Source organism: Pantoea sp. EKM21T (assembly GCF_011800405.1).
GTDB lineage: Bacteria > Pseudomonadota > Gammaproteobacteria > Enterobacterales > Enterobacteriaceae > Pantoea > Pantoea agglomerans.
In genome coordinates, this window is sequence record NZ_JAALFV010000002.1 from 371,608 (window position 1) to 395,812 (window position 24,205).

Genomic DNA, 24,205 nt, shown 5'->3' on the forward strand with positions numbered 1-24,205 from the left:
TTAATGTCTCAGATAACTCTGTTCAAGGAGCATACAATGGCTACACCAACTAACAAGACGCTCGATCTGGATCAATTTCCTAAACCTCCTTTTGAGGACCAGCCACAACAGGCGCCAGGCCTGGCCAGCAAAATGATCCCGGTTCCCGACCACGGTGAAACCAGCTATCGCGGCACGGGCCGACTGACCGGCCGCAAGGCGCTGATCACCGGCGGTGACTCCGGTATTGGCCGCGCGGTGGCTATCGCTTATGCCCGTGAAGGCGCAGATGTGGTGATTAACTACCTGCCGGAAGAACAGCCCGACGCCGATGAAGTGATTAAATTAATCGAAGCGGAAGGCTGTAAAGTTTTTGCTATTCCGGGCGACATTCGTTCTGAAGAATTTTGTCAGCAGTTGGTCAAAGAGGCAGCCGATAAATTAGGTGGCCTGGATATTCTGGTTAATAACGCCGGTCGTCAGCAATTTAATGAGTCCATCCGGACCCTGAGTACGGAAGATTTTGACGCAACGTTTAAAACCAACGTTTATGCGATGTTCTGGATCACCAAAGCGGCGCTGGAATATCTGCCACGCGGTGCGTCTATTATTAATACCTCGTCCGTACAGGCGTTTAAACCCAGCGATATTCTGCTCGACTATGCGCAGACCAAAGCGGCCATCGTCGCCTTTACCAAATCCCTGGCGAAGCAGCTGGGTGGTGACGGTATCCGGGTCAACGCCGTTGCACCAGGGCCGTACTGGACCGTGCTGCAGTCCAGCGGCGGACAGCCGATGGAGAAAGTGAAGCAGTTTGGCGCCGACTCACCGATGGGCCGTCCGGGCCAGCCGGTTGAAATCGCCCCACTCTACGTTACCCTGGCCTCAACCGAGAGCAGTTACTCATCCGGGCAGGTCTGGTGTTCTGATGGCGGCACCGGTACGCTGTAATTTCACTCAGGTGGCCGCATAACGCGGCCATTTTTTTGTCCCGCTTTTGCCCCGCTTAAGAAACCTCGCCACCGTGATATACCGTAATATAAGGAAGCAGATTATGGAAAACCCGATCTTTCATTCGCCGGTCAGAAAAGAGGGCTTTGCGGGCCTGGGTGATTATGCCGCCATTGGTGAAGGCCGTTCTGTTGCGCTGATTGCGCCGGACGGTTCCATTGACTGGTGGTGCGCGCCCAATCTCGACGCAAAGCCCCTGTTTGATCGCCTGCTTGATGCCGGACTTGGTGGCTACTTCCAGATTGTCCCGCGTGCGCCTTATCAGGTCTCACGCCGCTACCGCGATAACAGCAACGTGCTGGAGACCCGCTTCGAAACCCGTGACGGCACCGTGCTGCTGACCGAATCGATTAACAGCACGCTGGCGGGCCGTCTGCCCTGGTGCGAACTGGCTCGCCGCATAGAGGGTGTCAGCGGTGAAGTGGAATTAGCGATCACCCTGCGCTTCGGCACCGCCGCCGAAACCCGTTCACCGTGGGTGGCCGATAATGAGAAAGGCAAGGTGTTTCACATCGCGGAGATCATGGCGATGTTGCGCACCAGCGAAGATATTCAGATCACAGAGCTGGATGACGAGCAGGTCTGCGCCACGCTGCGTACCTATGCCGGTTCCCGCTCGCTCTGCGCGCTGCTGGTGACCGAGAAAGAGCCGCTGGCGGTGCCGCCGCTGGAGGCTATCGATCAGCGGATTGAAACCAGCCACACCGGCTGGACCAGCTGGGTGGAGAGCCTGAGTTATGAGGGCCGCTACCCGACGCTGGTGAAGCGCTCAGCCCTGTCGCTGAAGTTTCTCTGGTACTCCCCGACCGGCGCGCTGGCTGCTGCTGCCACCACCTCCCTGCCGGAGGGGATCGGCGGCGAAAAAAATTATGATTACCGCTACGCCTGGGTGCGCGATGCCTGCCTGATTATTAAAGCCTTCGTCTATCTCGGGGCGCTGGAAGATTGTAAGGCGGCCTTTTCCTGGCTGTCGCAGACCATCATGCGCCATGGCGTCAGGCTGCGCGCCTGCTATGCCCTGAATGGTGATGAGGTCCCCGCTGAGCGTTATCCGCCGCTGAGCGGCTATCAGAACTCTCAGCCCGTGCGGGTCGGCAATAATGCCCGTGACCAGCTGCAGCTCAGTATGTATGGCGACATGCTGGTCACCGCGCAGCATTTTATCGAGGCGGGACACGTGCTTGATATCACCACCTCGCGCATGCTGGGCGAGCTGGCGAACTGCTGCGCCGATCACTGGCGGCAGAAGGATTGCGGCATCTGGGAGCTGCCGGAGTTGCAACACTACACCCACTCCAAAATGGCCTGCTGGATGGCGCTGGATCGGGCGGTGGCGCTGGCAGAAAGCCAGCATATCGAACCGACCTGGCTGGGACGCTGGCAGCGGGAACGTGACCGTATCCGCGACTGGATTGAGTCTCACTGCTGGTCAGAGCAACAGCAGGCTTATCTCTTTTATGCCGGCAGTGACGATCGCCTCGACGCGTCGCTGGCGCTGGTTCACAGCTACGGCAACGCGGTCAATCCGCAGCGGATGCTCTCGACCTACCGTGCTATCCGGCAAAAACTGGGTGACGGCAGCGCCATGCTCTATCGCTACAGCGGGGTCAGAGAAGAAGAGAGTACCTTTCTCGCCTGCGCCTTCTGGCTGGTGGAAGCCTGGGCAGAGATAGGTGAGACGGATGAGGCAGAACAGGCGATGCAGGAGATCCTGACTACGCTGAACGGCCATGGTAACGTCGATATCTTCAATGAGATGTATGACGTCCGCAGCCAGAGCTGGCGCGGCAATATGCCGCAGGGGCTGAGTCATCTGGCACTGATCTGTGCGGCGCAGGCGCTATCAGAATCGCAGGCGCCTGCGTGATGTGAGATGTTGCGGTGAGAAAAGTGGCGAATCCGCGCCCTACTGCAGCCTGAAACGCGGGTCGAAGAAAAATGGCTCCACCACCACCTTACTAATGATGCCAGCCGCTGCCGGATGACGGGGATTGAACAGCGCATTCCACTCGCCGGTCAGCGTGCTCGGTACCTTCAGCACCAGGCCGTTATCCGGGCTGGCAAGCCAGTCGTCACCAATTTGCCGCGTGGACGATGGCGCAGGATCGGCCTGCCAGTCATCGGGGAGTGCCGCCAGCGAGAGCTCGGTAATCAGCGATTCAGGGACGCTAATCGACAGCATAGAGTAATCGTGTGACAGATCCTGAATGGTGAGATGAACCAGCGCCTCAAGTACACAGAGCGCCCGGCTTGATCCCATATAGACACAGACCGTTCCCACGGAATTCCAGCGCCCCCCGTAAGTGCGGGCACCAAAACCATCAAAGGCGCTCATCGCATACTCACTCTTCACCAGGCGAAAGAAACGTACTGCCATCAGGTAATCACGCCATGCTCAAGCTGGCCAATCAGGTTAATCACCGCTTCTGCACCCGCCACCGTGGTGGTCATCTCCGCCGGTTTCTTACCGCCCAGCGCTTTGGCGGGCGTTTCCAGCCACTGCACCAGACGCTGCCTGTCGTCGCGGAACAGTTTGCTGGCGGCAGAGAGGACGCGGATCAGCATGTAGATCCGTCCGCTCTGATCGGGCGAAAAGGTCTGCTGTGGATCTTTGACTTTGCGGTTGTAGGTGGTGCGATCAATGCCCGCCAGACGGCACAGCCAGCCCTCGTCAAAGGTGGACAACGACGCCGTGCGTTTCAGCACGCCGCTGCTGAACCCTACCGCAATACGCTGGTGCGCATCAGGCAGTGTTTCCGGCAGATTCAGGGCATGCAGCAGCGAATTGTCGCGACGATGCTGAGCGGGTGTGTAGATGGCGATAGACATAGCAGCCTCCTGTTCATTTGATTTTTATTTTAGCGCAAATGAACAGGCGGTGCCAGCTTTACCCCGTCGCTGAGCAAGCGTGATGCCTGTTACTCAGGCTTCTCCTGCTGTAACGCCTGCAGAATCTGCCACGCCGCCTTTATACGCAGCGGATTAGGGTAATTCTTGTTGGCGAGTATCACGACGCCGCTGTTCCTCTCAGGAATAAAGGCGATATAGGCACCAAATCCATTGGTTGCACCGGTTTTATGCACCCAGCTGGCGCTCTGCGACGGCCCGACCGGATTGAGCAGCGTTGCCGGGCGGGGTTGCAGCGCAACACCATTATCGCTGTCGCCCATCAGCGTATCGGCAGTCACCGGCCAGTCGTAGATCTCCCAGCCCAGTCCCTGAAACAAAGTGCCGACTTTGAAGTAGCGCGCCTGCGCGGTGCGAATGGCATTACGCAGCACGGCATTCCCCGAAGAGAGGCGGTTAGGATCCACATTTGCCTGCATAAAGGTGAGCATGTCACGCGCAGTGGATTTAACGCCGTAGGCTTCTGCATCCAGCATGCCGGGTGAGACCCGTACCGGCTGGCCATTTTTATAGCCCCAGGCGTAGTCCAGCATCATTGAGGGCGGCACGGTGATATAGGTGCGCGTCAGACGCAGTGGCTGAAACACATTTCGCGCCATCGCCTGCTCATAATCCCCTTTCACCATCAGCGAACCAAACAGACCGATGCTGGCGTTAGAGTACTGCCGGAGCGTGCCGGGCGCTGCCTCTGGCTGCCATTCCTGATAGAAACGCAGCAGCGAAGCCTGATCGGTGACATCATCCGGCAACTGTAAAGGCAGTCCGCCCGCGGTATAGGTCGCCAGATGCAGCATCCGCACCGGACGCCACTGCTCACCGGTCAGCTGCGGCCAGTACTTCTGCACCGGATCGTTAAAGCGTATTTCGCCGTTGCGGATCATGACGCCAGCCAGGGTGCCGGTAAACGTTTTGCTCACGGAGCCCAGCTCAAACAGCGTGTTTTCCGTGACCCGGCGGCGTGATTCGAGATCGGCCACGCCGAAGTTCACAAACTGCGCCCGGCCTTTGTAAAGCACCGCCACCGACATGCCGGGGATCTCCTGCTGCTCCATCAGCGGTTCGATCGCGGCTTTAACCAGAGAAGTAACCTGCTGTGAAGAGAGATCGGCGGCGACACAGCTGGCAGAAAGAGAGAATAACGCGACATAAAACAAAGACTTTTTCATTGGCAACTAAGGGATTCTTCACTGAATTAAATTATTTACACTGGTCGGCACAGGCCTGCACGCACATCTGAGCCTGAGAACTGCAGCCACCGTTGTCCCGGGTGTTGCAGTGCGATTGTTCTGTGTAGCAGTTGGTCTGACAGGCGGAGACATCGCAGCGGGCAGCGACGGGCGTCAGCTGTGCCAGGGGCGCGCGGGCCGGAAAAAGCGGTGCGGGCTGAGCGAAGGCGCTGCTGCCCAGTAATCCGGACAGCAGCAGGCTGATGATCATTTTCATATGAGTTCTCCAGAGGGACGCTGCACTAAGTATGGCCAGTCTGGCGCGCCCCGTCAGAGAAATCTAATCAAATTGAGACCACAGGGGGATGTTGAGTGACATTAATCACGCCACGGCTGTAGATATCGTTGAGCCGGGCAATGTAACGCTGGGTGTCATGCTGATCTTTGATGCGCAGAATCGCCGCCTCACCTTTCTCCTGCAGCATCTCAGGACGGTCGATAATGGCGAGCAGTATCGATTTCAGCCCCTCCACCAGCGACTGGCGTAGCTGCGTTTTCTGCTCTGGCGAGGTAATACTGTATTCACGGTCAGCGTTAAGCGGACTCGCAATCACCCAGCCTGCGCTGGCAGGATTAATCTCTGGCAACGCGCGCACGTTGCTGGTGATCACCGGGCAGCCGTTAGCCTGCATCTCCAGTACCGAGAAACCGTACGTCTCCTGCCAGGTTGGTAGCAGTCCGGCATCGCTCTGGCGGAACAGCTGCATCAGGGCGCCGTTATCCATCTGTGAATGATGCGTGAAGCAGCGATAGCGTTTGATGCGGTTCTCAATGCCACTATAGAAGGTCTCATCATCCTGGAACTGGCGGTGCGCCACGTTACGACGCTTGGCGAGGTCGCCAATCAGCTGCACATCCAGCTGGGACTCTTCCAGTTTGCGCTCTTCAATCAGCTCACTGATCGCCAGCACGACTTCAGCCCCGCCTTTGCGGTAGAACTCGTTACCGGCAAAGGTCAGTTTCAGAATACCGGGCTGACGCGGCGTTTTCTGCTGGACAAACAGCTTCTGCGGCGGATGCAGCACCAGGGTTTTACGGCGGATTTGCTGGGCAATATCCGGCCTGAACAGTTTCATCTGAATGTTCAGGGTGGCATCTGAGATGGCAATCAACCCCAGGCAGTTATCTTTTAACAGATAAGGAATGAGGCGTTTCAGCTCGGGGTTATCCTGCTTGGCGACGCCCGCCACCGGCAGCACACGCGGCAGCTCCGTTTCAAACGACGCGACCCACTTCTGATGGGTTATCGCCACTTCATTGAACAGATGCAGGATGTCAGCCCGCGATGCCCCTGAAAAAGGCACAGGCTGAAAGACAAAGGTTTTATTTTTTTTGAGCAATCGGGTTCGTAACGGATTAATAAAGTAGAACAGATTGCTCTTTTTCAGATTGATATATTCGTTATCCGGATTAACTAAGATATTACGCTGCTCCGGATACTGGTTATTCGTGATTCCAATTTTCATGTTCGCCTTCCAGAGTCCTTGTGTCCGGAGTGATCTATATCACGTGATCGTGACTGGCGGGTCTGAGCAATATCCTAAAAGCCCGTAATGACGCGGCCTGAACGCTTTTGCTAATGATTGCGCACGGTGCTAAAACAGACACAATTGTGTCTGGTTATGAATTTGCATTTTTTATTAACAGGTGTGTTTAACTGTGTCAGGCTAACCCCTTATTGAATATGGCGATTATTTTCCGGGAAATATTCGCGCCAGTTGTTATGTAAATGTTTAATTAATTGTCAGGAATATTAGCGAAGCGGATGAGGATTTTAGTTAATAACTTTTAAAGTAATAAGAATGACCATGCTGAAAAGTGCCCGGCGCGTTCCACTGGCTGATGATTAACACAAACACAGACGGGCGATAATGAAACAAATGATGCAGCACGGTTATAGCCGCACCCTTTTTGCACGCCCGTTTGCCACAATTCAGTGCAACTGATTAAGAGGAAGGCGGGAGTCAGGTGCCCCCCATTATACATTAAGCCTATGATTTACATTGTTATTTATATGAAACTCTCTACCACCATCTCTCTGGTACAAAAGTTGCAGGAACTGACGTATGCAGACAGGAGAGCATTATGAAAGCAATCGTGATTGGTGGCGGTATAGGCGGCATGAGTAGTGCCATTGCGCTGGAGAAATCCGGAATTGACGTTGAGGTCTTTGAAGCCGTAAAGGAGATGAAGCCCGTCGGCGCGGCGATTTCCATATGGCCCAACGGGGTTAAATGCCTGAATGCGCTGGGCATGAAAACCGCGCTGCGTGAGCTGGGCGGGAACATGGCCTATATGGCCTATCACGATGGCACCACCGGCGCGCCCCTGACCCGCTTCAGTATGGCGCCGCTGGTGCAGCAGGTTGGCGAATATCCCTGTCCGGTGGCGCGGGCAGAACTGCAGGCGATGCTGATTGATACCTTCGGGCGTGAACGGGTGCAGTTTGGTAAGCGGGTGATCCAGGTCGAGCAGACCGGCAGTGGCGTGATTGCCACCTTTTCCGACAACACTCAGGCCACCGGCGATTTCCTGATTGCCGCCGATGGCACCCATTCGGTGATCCGCGAGTATGTGCTGGAGCAGAAACTGGAACGACGTTACGCCGGTTACGTTAACTGGAATGGCCTGGTCACTGTAGATGAGAGGATTGCGCCCGCCGATCAGTGGACCACCTTTGTCGGTGACGGCAAGCGGGTGTCGCTGATGCCGGTCAGCGGCAATCGATTCTACTTCTTCTTTGATGTGCCGCTGCCGAAGGGACTGCCGCAGGATCGCAGCACGGTGAAAGCGGACTTAACCGGCTATTTTAAGGGCTGGGCGGAGCCGGTACGGCAGCTGATCGCGGCAATCAATCCTGACACCACCAATCGGGTTGAGATCCACGACATTGAACCTTTCAGCCGCTTTGTTAAAGGACGTGTGGCCCTGCTGGGCGATGCCGCCCACAGCACCACGCCCGATATCGGCCAGGGCGGCTGCGCGGCGATGGAAGATGCCGTGGTACTGGCCTCGACGCTGGCTTCTCATTCACTGGGTATTGAAGATGCACTGCTGCGCTATCAGGCGCGACGGGTTGAACGGGTAAAAGATCTGGTGCTGAAAGCGCGCAAACGCTGTGACGTCACCCATGCGCGCGATCCGGCGATCACGGCAGAATGGTATGACTCTCTGAAAAGCGAAACCGGTGAACGGGTGCTGGCCGGAATGTGCGAAACCATTGAAGGTGGCCCGCTGGGCTAACACGAATAAAACCGGGCTGTCAGCGCGACCAGCGCGTGACAGCCCGTTCTGCTATGACTCCGCCAGACCACGATTTTTCAGCATGGGCTCCAGCTGCGGAGGCCCGCCCCGCCAGCTTTCATACAGTGTTTTGAGATCGCTGCTGTTCCCCCGCGACAGAATTTTCTGCCGGAAGAGGTCGCCGTTCTCGCGCGTCAGTCCGCCATGTTCCGCAAACCACTGATAGCCATCGTCGGCGAGCATCTGCGTCCAGATATAGGCGTAATAACCTGCTGCATAGCCACCGCCCCAGATGTGCTGGAAATAGCTGGAACGATAGCGCGGCGGCACCGCCGTCAGCGCCAGATTATCGCTCTGTAACGCCTGCTGCTCGAATCCCTCCACGCTTTGCGGCGCGGAATCACGGTTAAGGCTGTGCCAGTGCAGATCCAGCAGCGCGGCAGCCAGCAGCTCGCTCATCTCGTAGCCTTTGTTGAACGTGGCGGCCCGGACGATTTTTTCATGCAGCTCAGCGGGCATCAGCGCCTGAGTCTGATAGTGGCGAGCGTAGTTGCGGAACACCGCTGGCTCGCTGGCCCAGTGCTCGTTGATCTGCGAAGGAAACTCGACGAAATCGCGCGGGGTTTCCGTTCCCGACAGGCTCGGATAGCGCTGGCTGGCAAACAGACCGTGCAGCGTGTGGCCGAACTCGTGAAACATCGTGATGACGTCGTCCCAGCTCAGCAGCGCCGGTTCACCGGCTGGCGGTTTGGTGTAGTTACAGACGTTGTAGATCACCGGTTTGCTGTCGAGCAGCGTGGACTGGTTGACGAAGTTGCTCATCCAGGCGCCGCCGCCTTTGCTGTCGCGCTTAAAGAAGTCGGTGTAAAACAGCGCCAGCGGGGTCTCATCGGCGTCAAAAATCTCATAGACCTGGACGTCGGGATGGTAAACCGGCAGATCCTGTCGCGGCGTGAAACGGATGCCATAGAGCTGCGTCGCCGCCCAGAACACGCCATTCTGCAGCACCGAATTCAGTTCAAAGTAGGGCTTAATCTGGCTCTCATCCAGATCGTAACGGGCGCGCCGCACCTGTTCGGCATAAAAACGCCAGTCCCAGGCCTGCAGGGTAAAATCGCCCTGCTGCTGGTCGATGGTCTGCTGGATAGCCGCCGCTTCACGCTCCGCACGACCGCGCGCGGCAGGCACGATGTTATGCATAAACGCCAGCGCCGCCTTAGGCGTTTTGGCCATCTGATCCTGTAACTTCCACTCGGCATAGCTGGCAAATCCCAGCAGCCGCGCCTGCTCGGCCCTGACCTGCGCCAGACGTAATACCAGCTCGCGGGTGTCGTTCTCATCGCCTTTTTCAGTGCGCGTCACGCCCGCCTTAAACAGCGCTTCACGGGTTGCGCGATCGGCCAGGCTCTGTAGTGCGGGTTGCTGGGTGGTGTTTTGCAGCACCAGCAGCCAGTGCTTTTCCAGTCCGCGTGCCTGCGCTTCCGCCTGCGCCACCGCCAGATCGGCCGGTGAGAGTCCCGCCAGCTTCTGCAGATCATCGACGACCAGCCCGCCCGCTTTAGTGGCGGCCAGCAATTTGTTGGTGAAGCGGGTACCGAGGCGGGCCGCTTCCTGATTCAGTGTCTTGAGCTGCTGTTTCTGCGCTTCCGGCAGATTAGCCCCCGCCAGTTGAAAGCGCTGCCAGATCACCTCGACCAGCCGTTTTGATTCAGCATCCAGTTTAGCGCGCTGCAGATAGACCGCATCGAGCCGCGAAAACAGCGGGCGGTTAAGCATGATGTCATCGTTGAGCGCGGTGAGCTGAGGCGCAATTTCCTCATCCACCTGCTGCAGATACGGGCTGGTATGCGCCGAGGTCATGGCACTGAACACCAGATTCACCCGGTTGAGCAGTTGTCCGCTCCTCTCCAGCGCCTCATAAGTGTTGAAAAAGCTGGGCGCGTCGCTGTTCAGTGCGATCGCCTCGATCTCCTGACGCTTCTCCTCAATGCCCGCCTGCAGCGCGGGCAGAAAATCCTGCTCCTCAATCTGGTCAAAAGGAGGAGTCTGGTAAGGCAGTGTGCTGACGCTAAAGAAGGGATTCTGACGGGCGTTCATGGTTCGCTCCTGGTGGGCATCGCAAAGTCTTATCCTGACAGGTTGCCGCGAAAGCGACAACTCAGGCAACGTGCTGCTGATAAACGCTGATGATTTCACCGGCAATCGCCACCGCAATCTCGGCGGGCAGCTTGCCTTTGACGTCCGGCAGGCCAATCGGACAGCGCAGGCGCGCCAGCGGTTCGTTCGCCACACCCTTGCCCGCCAGCCTGTAGCGGAAACGCTGGTTTTTCGTTTCAGAACCGATCACCCCGGCATAGCGGAAATCGCCGCGCTTCAGCACCGCCTCGCACAGTTCGAAGTCGAGGGGATGATGATGGGTCATGATGATGAAGTAGCTGCCTGCGGGTGCCTGTGCTACGCAGTCGAGCGGATCGTCCGGCTGAAGCGTCACCACGCCAGCCGGAACGTGGCTGAACTGCGCCGGGCGACTGTCGATCCAGTTTATGTGACAGGGTAACGTTGACAGCAGGTTGACCAGGGCCTGTCCCACATGGCCTGCGCCAAAAAGGTAGATCTCCGGCTGCGCCTGCAGCAGCGGCTCAAACAGCAGCGTGGTTTTGCCGCCACAGCACTGTCCGAGCCGCGCGCCAAGGCTGAAATCCTCGGTGTGTGGCGCAGTCGCCCCACTCTGCAACATCGCCCTGGCCTGGGCGATGCACTCAAACTCCAGATGACCGCCACCGATGGTGAGATAACTCTCCTGCTGCGTCACCACCATTTTGCTGCCGCTGTCGCGCGGCACCGAACCGTGCTCACTGAGCACGGTGATTAATACGCAGCTCTGACGTTTTTCACGCAACTGATGCAGCACGCCAATCCAGTCATGATAAATCATCAACCCCTCCCGCCAGGCGCTGCACGCCCCAGAAGATGCGCTCCGGCGTGGCGGGCGCGTCCAGCAGTGGGTGCTGCCGGTAATCGGAGACGCTGGCGACCGCATCCTGCAGGGCACACCAGGCGGCGATGCCCAGCATAAACGGCGGTTCACCAACGGCCTTGGAGTGGAACACCGTGTCTTTAGGGTTTTTGCGGTTCTCCAGCAGCGTGACCCGCAGGTCCGCCGGAACGTCGCTGATGGCAGGAATTTTGTAGCTCGCCGGGCCATCGGTCAGCAGCTGGCCTTTATCACTCCACACCAGCTCTTCGCAGGTGAGCCAGCCGACGCCCTGTACAAAGCCTCCTTCAACCTGGCCGATGTCGATGGCCGGATTCAGCGACGCCCCGACGTCATGCAGAATGTCGGCGCGCAGCAGGCGGGATTCACCGGTTAAGGTATCAATCACCACTTCACAGCAGGCTGCACCGTAAGCGTAGTAATAGAACGGCGTCCCGCGTCCCGCGACCCGGTCGTAATGAATCCCCGGCACGCGGTAGTAGCCGGTGGCGGAGAGCGGCACCTGATTCAGCCACGCCAGCTTCGCGACCTCGGCGAAGGTGTAATGTTTATCCCCGGCGCGCACCACCCCGTTGCGGAAGCTCACTGCCGCCGCGTCGCACTGGTGTAGCTCGCAGAGCATGGCGGTCATGCGATCGCGCAGGATCTCAGCACCATTCTGGGCCGCTTTGCCATTGAGGTCAGCCCCGCTGGAGGCCGCGGTTGGCGAGGTGTTGGGTACTTTGCCGGTGTCGGTAGCGGTGATCTGAATTTTATCGATCTCAATCTGCAGCACTTCGGCGACAATCTGAATCACCTTGGTGTTCAGGCCCTGGCCCATCTCGGTGCCGCCGTGGTTAAGCTGCACCGTGCCGTCGGTGTAGATCAGAATCAGCGCCCCCGCCTGATTGAGAAAGCTGGAGGTAAAGGAGATGCCGAATTTCACCGGCGTCAGCGCCAGACCGCGTTTCAGCAGCGGACTGCGGGCATTAAACGCCTTAATCTCCGCGCGGCGAGCCTGATAGTCGCTGCTCTGCTCCAGCTGTTCGGTAATCTCATCCAGCAGATTATCCTCTACCTGCTGGTGGTAATGGGTGATGTTGCGATCCTGCTTGCCATAGTAGTTACGCTTGCGCAGCGCCAGCGGATCCAGCCCGCGCTCACGGGCGATGTGATCCATAATCTGTTCAATCGCTACCATGCCCTGTGGCCCGCCAAAACCCCGATAGGCGGTGTTCGAGGCGATGTTAGTGCGGCAGCGATAGCCGGTTACCCGCGCATCCCCGAGGTAATAGGCGTTATCGGAGTGGAACATGGCACGGTCGACAATCGATCCACTAAGATCCAGCGAATAACCGCAGTTTCCTGCCAGATCGATTTTGATGCCGCACAGACGCCCATCCTCTTCAACGCCCGCTTCGTAGCGCACAAAGAACGGATGGCGTTTGCCGGTGACGCGCATATCGTCGCGACGTGAAAGCCGCATCTTCGCCGCCCGGCCGGTCTGCCGCGCCACGATGGCGCAGAGACAGGCGACACCGGCCGCCTGCGTCTCTTTACCACCAAAGCCACCGCCCATCCGGCGCATATCTATCGTCACCTGATTCAGGCTGATGCCCATCACTTCCGCCACCAGTTTCTGCACTTCGGTGGGGTTCTGGGTTGAGGAGAAGACCTGCAACTGCTGATCTTCACCGGGAATAACCATTGCCGTCTGGGTTTCCAGATAGAAATGCTCCTGGCCGCCAATGTGAAACGCCCCGCTGACCCGATGCGGCGCACGCGCCAGGGCCGCTTCCACATCACCGCGCTGGTGAATGTGAGGTTCCTGCACAAAGCTGCCCTGTGCCAGCGCCTGTTCCACATCCAGCAGCGGTTCCAGCACCTCATATTCAATTACCGCAGCGGCCGCGCCAAGACGCGCAGCCTCGGGGGATTCCGCCGCCACCGCGATCACGATCTGTCCCAGATACTCTACTTTGTCATGGGCCAGCAGCGGGTCGCCCGGCTCCAGCGGCCCGACATCATTGATGCCCGGCACATCCTGCCAGGTCAGGACGCTGACGACGCCGGGAACGGCATAACTGGGCTGCACATCAATATGCAGGATGCGCGCATGAGCATACTCACTCAGGCGCGGACAGAGATGCAGCAGACCCGGCAGCTCCGGCTTATCGTCGATAAAACGCGCCTCGCCGGAGACATGTTTTTCCGCGCTCTCATGGCGGTTACTGCGACCGACGCCGCTCTGTAAATCAGCGGCATACTGCGCCTTAATGACCTCTTCGTTGAGTTCAGGACGGTTATGAGACATAGCGGGCCACCTCAATACAGGTTATTTCGCCGTTGTGGCGATGCCAGTAGCGTCGCAGCAGGTTGCGTGCGACCTGCAGACGATAGTCACTGCTGGCGCGGAAATCGGAGAGCGGCTGGAAATCCTCTGCCAGCGCCGCGGCTGCGCGTGACACCGTCACGGCATTCAGCGGCTGACCGATGAATGCCTGTTCACAGTGACGGGCACGCTGCGGTGTTGCCGCCATGCCGCCAAAGGCGATGCGGGCACTGCTGACTACGCCCTGTTCAATCTGCAGATTAAAAGCGGCGAACACGGCGGAGATATCATCGTCCAGCCGTTTGGACACTTTCCAGGCCACAAGATCAGGTGACACCGTCACTTTATCAATGCGAATGGCGCGAATAAACTCCCCTTTTTCGAGCCGGGTCTGGCGATAGCCGGTAAAGAACTGATCCAGCGGCAGGCTGCGCTGCTGCTCACCGCGCTGTAACAACAGGCTGGCGTTCAGGGCCAGCAGCACCGGCGAGGCGTCGCCAATGGGGGAAGCGTTGCCGATGTTGCCGCCTAATGTGCCCTGCAGACGGATTTGCAGCGAGGCAAAGCGTTGCAGCATCTCGCTGACGCCGGGAATGCGGCTGGCAAGAAATTCGCTGACCTGCTGCAGCGAAGCCCCTGCGCCCAGCAGGTAGTGATCATCAAATTCGCTGCAGACTTTGAGCGCGGCAACCTGCTCCAGCGCAATCAGCAACGGTATTCTTTTATGCTGCTGGGTAATCTGCAGGCTGAGATCGGTGCCACCGGCAATCAGCCTCGCCTCGGGATGTGCCAGATAGATCGCCGCCAGCTGAGCCGGGGTTTTGGGCAGGAAGCAACGGCGGCCCTCACCCCCTAATTCCTGCATCTCCGGGGTTGCCAGCGCCTCAAGCCGCTGCACGGTTGCGGCGGCACCTTGATCGAACTGGTCTGTCACCGGCTGCGAGCAGAGCTGTTCGGCGGCGGCCATAATCGGCCGGTAACCGGTACAGCGGCAGAGGTTGCCCGCCAGCGCAGTTTCCGCCTGATGGCGATCCCAGCCCGAAGCGGTTTTTTGCAGGCTGAACAGCGACATCACAAAGCCCGGCGTGCAGAATCCGCATTGCGAGCCGTGGCAGTCGACCATCGCCTGCTGCGCCGGATGCAGTGCGCGGCCGTGACGCAGATCCTCAACCGTAATCAGCTGCTTGCCCTGTAACGCGGAGACCAGCGTCAGGCAGCTGTTGACCGTTTCATACTGCATTGTTCCCCCTACGGCTTTGCCCAGGGTCACGCTGCAGGCGCCACAGTCGCCAGATGCACAGCCCTCTTTGGTGCCAGGGCGTTGCTGACGGGTGCGCAGGTAGTTGAGTACCGTGAGGTTGGGGTCGAGCGCGTCCTCGCTGACCAGCTGGTTATTTAACAGAAACTGGATCATGCGGCTTGCTCCTGTGCGTCGCGCTGCCAGACCGGACGACCGGCTACCCAGGTCTGGGCAATATTGCGGTCGTCGCCGAGCGTCATTAATACAAACAGTTTTTCCCAGATATCTTTGCTGTTGCCGATGCGCAGTTGCTGCAGGGCAGAAACCGCCGGGTCCAGCACCACAAAGTCCGCTTCTTTACCGATGTTGAAATTTCCGATGACGTGGTCGAGATCCAGCGCACGTGCCCCGCCCAGCGTGGCGTGATAAAAGGCTTCGGCCGCGCTGAGCCGGTAGTGCTGCAGCTGGCCCACCTTGTAGGCTTCGCCCAGGGTCTGCAGCATATTAAAGGTGGTGCCCGCGCCGACATCGGTGCCGATCCCCACTTTTACCCCCTGCTGCCAGCTGCGTTTCAGGTTAAACAGGCCGCTGCCGAGAAATAGGTTTGAGGTGGGACAGAAAGCAATGGATGAATCGGTATCGTGCAGACACTGCCATTCGTTCTCTTCCAGATGCAGACAGTGAGCAAAGACGCTGCGGCGGCCGGTCAGCTGGTGATGATGATAAACATCCAGATAGCCTTCACGCTCCGGGAACAGTTCTTTGACCCAGGCGACCTCCTGCGGGTTTTCGCTGAGATGGGTATGCAGCCAGGTATCCGGGAACTCCTGACGCAGCTGCTGCACTTTTTCCAGCAGCTGTGGGGATGAGGTCGGCGCAAAGCGCGGCGTCAGGGCGTAGCTCAGGCGTCCGCGCTGGTGCCAGCGCTCAATCAGCGCCCGGGTCTGCAGGTAGCTCTGTTCAGGGGTTTCGATCAGGTTGTCGGGCGCATTGCGATCCATCATCACTTTCCCGGCAATCAGCCGCATGTTCAGCGCTTCGGCGGCGCTGAACAGCGCCTCCACCGATTGCGGATGGACGGTGCCAAACACCAGCGCGCTGGTGGTGCCGTTGGAAAGCAGCTGATGCAGGAAGAAGGCGGACATCCGCGCAGCATGATCGGGACAGTGATACTGCGCTTCAACCGGGAAGGTGTAGTGATTCAGCCACTCCAGCAGCTGTTCGCCAAATGCGCCAATCATCTCTGTCTGCGGATAGTGAATGTGGGTATCGACAAAGCCCGGCACGATCAGTCTGCCGCGCAGGTCGATGACCGGATGCCCCGCCAGCATCGCCTCGCTATTCTCCCAGCTATCCAGCCCCACTACGCATCCATCACGCAGCAGCAGCACCGCATCCTCAAGATAGCGGGCCTGGCCGGCCAGGTCGTCGGGACGATCCACCACGCCGGTAAAGTCAAAGAAGCTGGCGCGTATCGCCGTGTCGGTTGCTGAAAGCATGGGTAGTCCTTTCTGAAAGCGCGATGTTATATCTGCAGATGATTATCTGAATAATCCTGTGCAACCTGCGTGCCAGAATTGAAATAGAATAAATTCTTTAAATATCAGTCAGATAAGTTAAAAGAGGAAAGTTGCGCAACAAATAAGGACTGAGATGGCTTAGCAACCGTTTGCGGAACGGATGCAAACGGTTGCTACTCAATATTGCGCGCCCTGAACATTTTGAGTATGGCGGGTTACCCGCAAACCTGCCCTTTAACGGTGCAATCTGCCCTGAAAAGGCGCAGCTAGCTACCCGTTAAAATCCGTTTACAGGTCAGGCAGTTTTTCCACGCGCAGAAGCGGAAATGAAATGCTATGGTGAAGCCATCGACTCTGAAAATGGCATAAGGAACAGTGAGATGATTATTTTTGTCACCGGTGCGACCGCCGGTTTTGGTCAAAGCATCACCCGTCGCTTTATTGAGAATGGTCATAAAGTGATTGCCACTGGACGACGGGCTGAACGTTTAAAAGCGCTGAAGGAAGAACTGGGCGAGAATATTTATACGGTACAGCTCGATGTGCGTAACCGTGCCGCCATTGAAGAGGCGGTGGCGCAGTTACCGGCGGAATGGCGCAATATCGACGTGCTGGTCAACAACGCCGGTCTGGCGCTGGGCGTCGAACCGGCGCACAAGGCCAACGTCGAAGACTGGGAAAACATGATTGACACCAACACCAAAGGCCTGGTCTATATGACCCGCGCCCTGCTGCCACAGATGGTGGAGCGTGATGTCGGTCATATCATCAATATCGGTTCAATTGCCGGCAGCTGGCCCTATGCCGGCGGCAACGTCTACGGCGCCACCAAAGCCTTTGTGCGCCAGTTCAGCCTGAATCTGCGAACCGATTTACACGGCACCGCGCTGCGTGTGACCGACATTGAACCGGGTCTGGTCGGTGGCACAGAGTTTTCCAACGTGCGCTTTAAGGGCGATGATGACAAAGCGGGTCAGGTCTACGAAGGGGCTACCGCCTTAACGCCGGAAGATGTGACAGAAGCCGTATACTGGGTGGCCACACTGCCTAAACATGTCAACATCAATAGCCTTGAGATGATGCCGGTCAGCCAGACGCTGGCGGGGCTGAAAGTGCATAAACCTTAACTCCCTGCAGCGCCAGCCCTCACGGCTGGCGTTACCCGCGTCCCCAGCCCATCACGATAATCAGCATGCCGCTGAATGCGATCAGAGCCCCGCTCCAGTCCCACACACTTAGCTTCACGCCATCCACCACCCGCAACCAGAGCAGCGCGGTAAGCACATAGACGCCACCGTAGGCGGCATAAACCCGTCCGCTGGCCGCGGGATGCAGCGTCAGCAGCCAGACAAACAGCGCCAGACTTGCTGCCGCAGGGAGTAGCAACCAGGCTGAGCCGCCTTTTTTCAGCCATAACCACGGCAGAAAGCAGCCGGTGATCTCCGCCAGTGCGGTAATAAAAAACAGCAAGGCGGTTTTAATCAGCATCCTTACCTCTCCTTAACGTAAACAAACGACTCACTGCTGGTGAGCAAAGAAACGGCGATGATATACTAATAGCCAGGCCCATCAGGCTGTTTTATTTGTCCGTCTGAACCCGGGCAGTGCTTACCCTCCTCACGTACACCCTGTACGCACCGGTTGTTATGCGCTGTCGGTGTTCAGACTTCTGCCTCAATGCCCCCTGATGAGCCAGGCTCTAAGCATGCCCGCTGCAACCGCTGTCGTGGATGGCGATGTTTGCGTTAACTAAAGGATAGTGTGATGAAAAAAATGATCCCTGCCGTGCTGATGGTTCTCCTCTCCACTGCGGCATTCACTGCCACTGCGAATACTAATCGTCTGATTATCGAAGATGGCAGTTCCGCGCTGAGCAATGAAGCAGCGCGCCAGGATAAAGAGCAATGGAATGACACGCGCATGCTGCGCAATAAAGTGAACACCCGGGTCGAAAAAGAGTTTGATAAAACCGATCGCGCGTTTGATACCCGCGACAAGTGCGAGCAGAGCCTCAATCTCAACGCCTACTGGGAGCCCAACACCCTGCGTTGTCTGGATCGTCGTTCCGGTCGCCCGGTAGCGCCGTAAATTTGAGCTATAGTAATGACGGACGACTAACATAAGGAAGACGTGATGAAGCTACAGAGGGTTTTGTTAAGCGCGGCGTTATTTGCTCTGCCGCTGATGGCGCAGGCATCCTGTGAATCGGTAAAAACCGAAATCAGCCAGAAAATTATTCAGAACGGTGTACCTGAGTCGGGTTTTAGTCTCGACATCGTCGCCAACGATCAGGTTGATCAGGCGGGTGGCCAGGTCGTCGGACATTGTGAGAACGACACACAAAAAATTGTTTATAAGCGCTCAGGCAGTGACAACGAAGCCAGCGTACCTGCCAGTGCCGGCAGTTCGCAGGACTCACCTGCTCAGTAGCTCTGTTCAAATCAGGGCGACATCCTGTCGCCCTGCCTGTTAGTCCGCCTGTTCCGGTCGCTGACGCGGCATCATCCATGCCACACCCACCGCAAACAGCGCAATCACCAGTGCCACCACGAACACCCAGTGCAGTGAGGCGGCAATGGCTGCTGTCATCTGCTGCAGGGTTTCCGGCTGTAACTGCTGACGGCTGGGTTCGGACATAATCTTCTGCACCGGATCCTCGACCTGCGGCAAACGCCACTGCAGATTGAGATTCAGCACCGCGCCCATGATCGCCGTCCCTACCGCCGACCCGATCATCCGGCTGAACATAATTGAAGCGGTACAGATGCCGCGAATCTGGTAATCCGCCTGGTTTTGTACTGAAACCAGGAACGTGGTGCTGGTCATTCCCATGCCGGTACCGATCAGAAACGCCGTAAAGCCCGCCTGATAGAGTGAGCTTGCGGGCTGTAAAAACAGCAGCAAGGCACTACCGGTCACCAGCAACAGCGCCCCGAGCTGGGCGGTGAAGCGGTAGGAGGTGTGCAGCATCAGTCTGCCGCTGAGGGTGCTGGCCAGCGGCCAGCCAATCGACATCATCGCCAGCACACTGCCCGCCTGTAACGGTGAACCGCCGCTGATCCCCTGAATCCAGGTGGGCAGAAAAGCGCTGATGCCCATCATGGCCGCCCCGATGATGAGGTTGCCCGCATTGCCCGCCACGATAAGCCGGCTGCGCCAGATTATCAGCGGAAACAGCGGTGCCGCTGAATTCAGCTCGTGGCGTCTGAGCTGCCAGCCAGCGAACAGTGAGAAGAGCAGAAACGGCACCAGCCAGACGCCCAGCTGTTCCGCCTGCAACAGCGCAATCAGCAAGGCCGTCACGCAGAGCATCAGCCAGCCGCTGCCCGCCAGGTTCAGCGGCTGCGATTTCTCCTCCTTCTGGTGCGACGGTAGCCAGCGCCACAGCATCAGCATGCTGATCAGGCCGATGGGCAGATTGACCCAGAAAATCACCGACCAGCTAAAGTGCTGTACCAGCCACGCGCCGGTCAGCGGCCCCACTATCGCCGCTACACCCCAGACGCTGGAGAGCCAGCCCTGCACGCTGGCGCGTTCACGCGGCGAATAGATATCTGCCACGATGGTGGAGCTGAGGGGCATGATCGCCCCCGCTCCCAAACCCTGAAACGCCCGGAACAGGATCAGCCAGGTCATGGTATGGGCAAAGCCACACAGCACCGACCCCACCAGGAAAATCGACGTGCCGACAAAAAACATCGTTTTGCGACCCACCATATCCGCCAGCCGCCCATAGAGCGGCACGCTGACCGCCTGGGTCAGCAGATAGATCGAGAAGACCCAGCCAAACTGCGAAAAACCGCCGAGGTCAGCAATGATGGTGGGCATCGCGGTGGCCACAATAGTGACTTCAATGGCCGCCATAAACATCGCCAGCATGCAGGCGATCAAGATCCAGTGGCGATGTCCGGTCCGGATTTGTGCGCTTTCAGTCATAGGGTTCCTTTTTTAATCTGCAAGGCTAGCTGAAAAACAGACAATGCAGTTTCCCGCGCGTGCGCATTTTCTGCGCCCTCTGTGACAGTGTCACCAGAAGTCGATGAAAATTTTTTATTGTCGCATTAGCCCAGCGGCTACGCGGCTTTAACACCATTTTAACCTGTTTCTATCTCTCTGATTTGTGGCTTAAAAGCTGGCTTGTGCAATAAAGGGCTGCTATAGCATTACACCATCTTATTCAGTATTCACTGAAAAAGAGTGGGTAAACAGTCATTTTATCTACATTTTATCGCAGTTTCGGTATTGGGCGCGGCGGCATTTTTTGCCGTACCTGTCGGGCTGTTTATGGTTGTTATAACAATTGAGATCGTAATCAGGGAGATTCTCCGATGCAAAATGCTTCACTGGCCCGACGCGCCGGTCTGGCACTGCTTGCAGTGGTCGCGGTGATCGCGGTGCTGATCTGGGGCCTTGGCTGGGATCAGCTGGTCGCACGTAAAGTCGATCTGCTTTATCTCGGGCAACAGCACCTCTTCTTAGTCTTCTGGTCAATGCTGTTCGCTTTGCTGGTCGGTATCCCCAGCGGCATCCTGCTTAGTCGCCCGTTTGCACGTCGCTGGGCAGAGTACGTGATGCAGATTTTCAATATCGGTAACACCCTGCCACCGCTGGCGGTACTGGCTCTGGCGATGGTTATTATCGGGATTGGCGACCGTCCGGCACTGATTGCGCTGTTTCTGGCTTCGCTGCTGCCTATCGTCCGCAACACCTTCTCTGGTCTGAGCGCAGTTCCCCCGTCGCTGATTGAAGCGGCCAACGGCATCGGTATGACCAAATGGCAGCGTCTGCGTCAGGTAGAGCTGCCGAATGCCTTGCCGGTCATCCTCTCTGGCGTGCGCATCGCCACCGCCATCAATGTCGGCACCGCCCCACTGGCGTTCCTGATTGGCGCCAGCAGCTTTGGCGAGCTGATCTTCCCGGGCATCTATCTGAATGACTTTCCGACGCTGATACTCGGCGCCGTCGCCACTGCACTGGTGGCACTGGTACTGGATATGATGCTGGCCGCGCTGGGCCGCTTTCTGAGTCCGCACGCTGCGGCCTGACCACAAGGAGCTTTGCAATGCTAACGCGTTGGATTAAGAAAAGCGTTGTCGCGCTGACCGCGACACTGCTGTTAAGCCAGACGGCACAGGCTGCTGCACCGCTGGTGATGGCGACCAAAAGTTTTACCGAGCAGCATATCCTGTCAGCAATGACGGTGCTCTGGCTGCAGAAGAAAGGCTTCGAGGTGGTGCCTAAACGCAATATCGCCACCACCATTGGCCGTAATGCGCTGCTGAATAAGCAGATTGATATGGTCTGGGAATATACCGGCACCTCGCTGATCATCTTTAACCATATCAACCAGCCGATGTCTTCACAGCAGGCGTATGAGACGGTGAAAAAGCTGGATGCCAGACTGGGGCTGGTCTGGCTTAACCCGGCACCAATGAACAACACCTATGCCTTTGCCATGACCCGTGAACAGGCCGAAAAAGAGGGCATCAGCACCATGTCGCAGCTGGTTGCGAAGATTGAGCAGGTGCGTAAAACCGATCCGGATCATAACTGGCGACTGGGTCTGGACCTGGAGTTCTCGGGTCGTTCAGACGGCATGAAGCCGCTGCAGAAAACCTACAACCTGACGCTGGATCGCCCGCAGATCCGCCAGATGGACCCCGGTCTGGTCTATAACGCGATTCGCGACGGATTCGTGGATGCCGGTCTGATCTACACCACCGATGGCCGGGTTAAGGGCTTCAACATGAAAGTACTGGAGGATGATAAGCACTTCTTCCCGAGCTACAACGTGACGCCGGTTGTGCGTCAGGATGTGCTGGCGAGTCATCCGGGGCTGGATACCGCGCTTAATCAGCTTTCTGCGCAGATCACCGATGAGGCGATAACGGAGCTGAACAAGCGGGTCGATATCGATCATCAGTCACCGGAAACCGTGGCGCGTGATTTCCTTAAATCCAAAAACATGCTGTAAGGAGGCACTGTGGATACCCTTCACTACATCATGGATAACTGGAGCACCCTGCTCACCCTGAGCTGGCAGCACAGCTGGCTGGTGCTGGTCGCGGTCGGACTGGCAATTGTGATTGGCGTGCCGCTTGGCATTCTGATCGTGCGTGTAAGATGGCTGGCAACGCCGATTCTCGGTATCGCCACCGTGGTGCTGACTATTCCCACCATTGCGCTGTTTGGTCTGATGATCCCGCTGTTTTCACTCATCGGTCAGGGCATTGGCGCGCTGCCGGCGATTACCGCCGTATTCCTCTACTCGCTGCTGCCGATTGTCCGAAACACCCACACCGCACTGGAGAATCTGCCGGACGGCCTGCGTGAGGCGGGGCGTGGTATCGGCATGACTTTCTGGCAGCGCCTGCGCTGGGTTGAAATCCCGATGGCGCTGCCGGTGATCTTCGGTGGCATCCGTACCGCCGTGGTGATGAACGTTGGCGTCATGGCGATTGCCGCCGTGATTGGCGCGGGCGGTCTGGGCCAGCTGCTGCTGGATGGTATCAGCGGCAGTGATATTCGTATGTTAATTGCCGGGGCATTGATGATCTGTCTGCTGGCTATTTTTCTTGACTGGCTGCTGCACCGTTTGCAGCAGGCGCTGACTCCAAAGGGGATTCGATAATGATTACGCTGGAAAACCTGACGAAAACCTTTACACAGAAAAACGGCACGACCAATAAAGCCGTCGATAACGTCAGCCTGCACGTGCCAGCCGGTGAGATGTGCGTGCTGCTGGGACCCTCGGGCTGCGGGAAAACCACCACGCTGAAGATGATTAACCGCCTGATTCCCGCCACCAGTGGCCGGATCCTGATTAATGGCGAAGATACCAGTACGCAGGACACCACCACCCTGCGTCGCAACATTGGCTATGTTATCCAGCAGATTGGTCTGTTCCCCAACATGACCATCGAAGAGAACATTACCGTGGTGCCACGCATGCTGGGCTGGAACAAAAAGCAGTGCCACGAGCGGGCTACCGAGCTGATGAGCATGGTTGCGCTGGATCCCACCAAATTCCTGCATCGCTATCCGCGTGAGATGTCAGGCGGTCAGCAGCAGCGTATCGGGGTGATTCGTGCCCTGGCGGCGGATCCACCGGTGCTGCTGATGGATGAGCCGTTTGGCGCCGTTGACCCGATTAACCGCGAAGTGATCCAGAACGAGTTTCTCGACATGCAGCGTCAGCTGAAAAAAACCGTGATGCTGGTGAGCCACGATATTGACGAGGCACTGAAGCTCGGCGATCGCATTGCGGTATTTGGTCAGGGTAAAATCGTGCAGTGCGCCAGCCCGGATGAACTGCTGGCGACCCCTGCCAATGAGTTCGTCGGCTCGTTTGTGGGTCAGGACCGTACGCTTAAGCGCCTGTTACTGGTGCAGGCGGGCGATGTGACTGACCAGCAGCCGACCATCACCGTCCGCCGCTCTACTCCGCTGGAAGAAGCCTTTGGCACCATGGATGAGAACGATATGCGGTCGATTACCGTGGTCGATGAGGATGGCAAACCGCTGGGCTTCGTGAAGCGTCGCGAGGCGCGTAACGTCAGTGGCCGCTGTGAAGAGCGACTGCACACCTTTAAGGTCACCGGTAAAGCGGAAGAGAACCTGCGCGTGGTGCTGTCAAAACTCTATGAGCACAACACGGTCTGGATGCCGATTGTCGATGAAGAGGGTCGCTACAGCGGTGAGATTTCGCAGGATTATATTGCGGATTACCTCAGTTCTGGTCGTACCCGCCGTCGTCTGAATCCATAATTTCGT

Annotated in this window: 22 protein-coding genes; 10 read left to right on the forward strand and 12 right to left on the reverse strand. The window is 57.5% G+C overall.

Annotated features, from left to right (window positions below):
- Window positions 1-36: 36 nt before the first annotated feature.
- Complete coding sequence (locus tag HFD87_RS05275) at window positions 37-930, forward strand: SDR family oxidoreductase (RefSeq protein ID WP_167423036.1); 894 nt, start codon at window positions 37-39, stop codon at window positions 928-930.
- Window positions 931-1,033: 103 nt separating this feature from the next.
- Window positions 1,034-2,857, forward strand: a complete 1,824-nt coding sequence (locus HFD87_RS05280; RefSeq protein WP_010244855.1) for a glycoside hydrolase family 15 protein — start codon at window positions 1,034-1,036, stop codon at window positions 2,855-2,857.
- Window positions 2,858-2,896: 39 nt separating this feature from the next.
- Here HFD87_RS05280 and HFD87_RS05285 read toward each other — a convergent pair whose 3' ends face one another.
- From HFD87_RS05285 to HFD87_RS05305, 5 genes are all read right to left on the reverse strand, one after another.
- Window positions 2,897-3,367: an RES family NAD+ phosphorylase gene (locus tag HFD87_RS05285; RefSeq protein ID WP_010244853.1), complete on the reverse strand. Its 471-nt coding sequence runs from the start codon at window positions 3,365-3,367 to the stop codon at window positions 2,897-2,899.
- A complete protein-coding gene (locus HFD87_RS05290; RefSeq protein WP_010244850.1) occupies window positions 3,367-3,819 on the reverse strand; it encodes an antitoxin Xre/MbcA/ParS toxin-binding domain-containing protein in 453 nt (150 codons plus the stop codon). Before HFD87_RS05290 ends, HFD87_RS05285 begins: the two co-directional genes overlap by 1 nt.
- A gap of 89 nt (window positions 3,820-3,908) precedes the next feature.
- A complete protein-coding gene (gene ampC / locus HFD87_RS05295) occupies window positions 3,909-5,063 on the reverse strand; it encodes a class C beta-lactamase (protein WP_167423037.1) in 1,155 nt (384 codons plus the stop codon).
- A gap of 31 nt (window positions 5,064-5,094) precedes the next feature.
- Window positions 5,095-5,340 (reverse strand): hypothetical protein, encoded by a 246-nt coding sequence (locus tag HFD87_RS05300; protein ID WP_022625634.1) that lies wholly within the window; start codon window positions 5,338-5,340, stop codon window positions 5,095-5,097.
- A gap of 67 nt (window positions 5,341-5,407) precedes the next feature.
- Window positions 5,408-6,589 carry a glycosyltransferase family 4 protein gene (locus tag HFD87_RS05305; RefSeq protein ID WP_022625633.1) on the reverse strand — a complete coding sequence of 394 codons (1,182 nt, stop codon included), beginning with the start codon at window positions 6,587-6,589 and terminating at the stop codon, window positions 5,408-5,410.
- Window positions 6,590-7,208: 619 nt separating this feature from the next.
- On the opposite strand from HFD87_RS05305, the gene hpxO reads away from it, so the two are divergent.
- On the forward strand, window positions 7,209-8,366 hold the full coding sequence (hpxO, locus tag HFD87_RS05310) for an FAD-dependent urate hydroxylase HpxO (RefSeq protein ID WP_010670169.1): 1,158 nt from the start codon (window positions 7,209-7,211) through the stop codon (window positions 8,364-8,366).
- Between the two features lie 51 nt (window positions 8,367-8,417).
- Here the strand turns inward: hpxO and dcp are convergent, their stop codons facing one another.
- The 5 genes from dcp to guaD form a co-directional block, all read right to left on the reverse strand.
- Window positions 8,418-10,463, reverse strand: coding sequence for a peptidyl-dipeptidase Dcp (gene dcp, locus HFD87_RS05315; protein ID WP_010244836.1), 2,046 nt, complete (start codon window positions 10,461-10,463; stop codon window positions 8,418-8,420).
- Window positions 10,464-10,524: 61 nt separating this feature from the next.
- Window positions 10,525-11,301 carry a xanthine dehydrogenase accessory protein XdhC gene (xdhC, locus tag HFD87_RS05320; protein ID WP_010670170.1) on the reverse strand — a complete coding sequence of 259 codons (777 nt, stop codon included), beginning with the start codon at window positions 11,299-11,301 and terminating at the stop codon, window positions 10,525-10,527.
- On the reverse strand, window positions 11,288-13,654 hold the full coding sequence (gene xdhB / locus HFD87_RS05325; protein ID WP_167423038.1) for a xanthine dehydrogenase molybdopterin binding subunit: 2,367 nt from the start codon (window positions 13,652-13,654) through the stop codon (window positions 11,288-11,290). The genes xdhC and xdhB overlap by 14 nt, the downstream gene beginning before the upstream one ends.
- Window positions 13,644-15,086 (reverse strand): xanthine dehydrogenase small subunit, encoded by a 1,443-nt coding sequence (gene xdhA / locus HFD87_RS05330; protein ID WP_167423039.1) that lies wholly within the window; start codon window positions 15,084-15,086, stop codon window positions 13,644-13,646. The genes xdhB and xdhA overlap by 11 nt, the downstream gene beginning before the upstream one ends.
- Entirely contained in the window at window positions 15,083-16,411 is a 1,329-nt protein-coding gene (gene guaD, locus HFD87_RS05335; RefSeq protein WP_167423040.1) for a guanine deaminase, read from the reverse strand. Before guaD ends, xdhA begins: the two co-directional genes overlap by 4 nt.
- 401 nt (window positions 16,412-16,812) lie before the next feature.
- Between guaD and ydfG the strand changes: the two genes are divergently transcribed.
- A complete protein-coding gene (gene ydfG, locus HFD87_RS05340; protein ID WP_033757999.1) occupies window positions 16,813-17,559 on the forward strand; it encodes a bifunctional NADP-dependent 3-hydroxy acid dehydrogenase/3-hydroxypropionate dehydrogenase YdfG in 747 nt (248 codons plus the stop codon).
- Between the two features lie 31 nt (window positions 17,560-17,590).
- Here ydfG and HFD87_RS05345 read toward each other — a convergent pair whose 3' ends face one another.
- Window positions 17,591-17,917, reverse strand: a complete 327-nt coding sequence (locus HFD87_RS05345) for a YnfA family protein (protein WP_031292947.1) — start codon at window positions 17,915-17,917, stop codon at window positions 17,591-17,593.
- A gap of 279 nt (window positions 17,918-18,196) precedes the next feature.
- Between HFD87_RS05345 and HFD87_RS05350 the strand changes: the two genes are divergently transcribed.
- The gene (locus HFD87_RS05350; RefSeq protein WP_010244816.1) at window positions 18,197-18,520 is read left to right on the forward strand and encodes a DUF1283 family protein; all 324 of its coding nucleotides are present in this window, start codon (window positions 18,197-18,199) and stop codon (window positions 18,518-18,520) included.
- A 45-nt stretch (window positions 18,521-18,565) separates the two neighbouring features.
- Window positions 18,566-18,862 (forward strand): DUF1161 domain-containing protein, encoded by a 297-nt coding sequence (locus HFD87_RS05355; protein WP_010244813.1) that lies wholly within the window; start codon window positions 18,566-18,568, stop codon window positions 18,860-18,862.
- Window positions 18,863-18,901: 39 nt separating this feature from the next.
- On the opposite strand, the gene HFD87_RS05360 is transcribed toward HFD87_RS05355, so the two are convergent.
- Window positions 18,902-20,368, reverse strand: coding sequence for an MDR family MFS transporter (locus tag HFD87_RS05360; protein ID WP_061703939.1), 1,467 nt, complete (start codon window positions 20,366-20,368; stop codon window positions 18,902-18,904).
- Between the two features lie 392 nt (window positions 20,369-20,760).
- Here HFD87_RS05360 and HFD87_RS05365 point away from each other — a divergent pair, with 392 nt between their 5' ends.
- From HFD87_RS05365 to osmV, 4 genes are read left to right on the forward strand one after another with little or no spacing between them, the layout of a single operon-like run.
- Window positions 20,761-21,477 carry an ABC transporter permease gene (locus tag HFD87_RS05365; protein WP_010670176.1) on the forward strand — a complete coding sequence of 239 codons (717 nt, stop codon included), beginning with the start codon at window positions 20,761-20,763 and terminating at the stop codon, window positions 21,475-21,477.
- Window positions 21,478-21,494: 17 nt separating this feature from the next.
- Window positions 21,495-22,406 (forward strand): glycine betaine ABC transporter substrate-binding protein, encoded by a 912-nt coding sequence (locus HFD87_RS05370; RefSeq protein ID WP_167423041.1) that lies wholly within the window; start codon window positions 21,495-21,497, stop codon window positions 22,404-22,406.
- Between the two features lie 9 nt (window positions 22,407-22,415).
- A complete protein-coding gene (gene osmW, locus HFD87_RS05375; protein WP_010244802.1) occupies window positions 22,416-23,063 on the forward strand; it encodes an osmoprotectant ABC transporter permease OsmW in 648 nt (215 codons plus the stop codon).
- Window positions 23,063-24,199, forward strand: coding sequence for an osmoprotectant ABC transporter ATP-binding protein OsmV (osmV, locus tag HFD87_RS05380; protein ID WP_010244799.1), 1,137 nt, complete (start codon window positions 23,063-23,065; stop codon window positions 24,197-24,199). The genes osmW and osmV overlap by 1 nt, the downstream gene beginning before the upstream one ends.
- The last annotated feature ends 6 nt before the right edge of the window (window positions 24,200-24,205 follow it).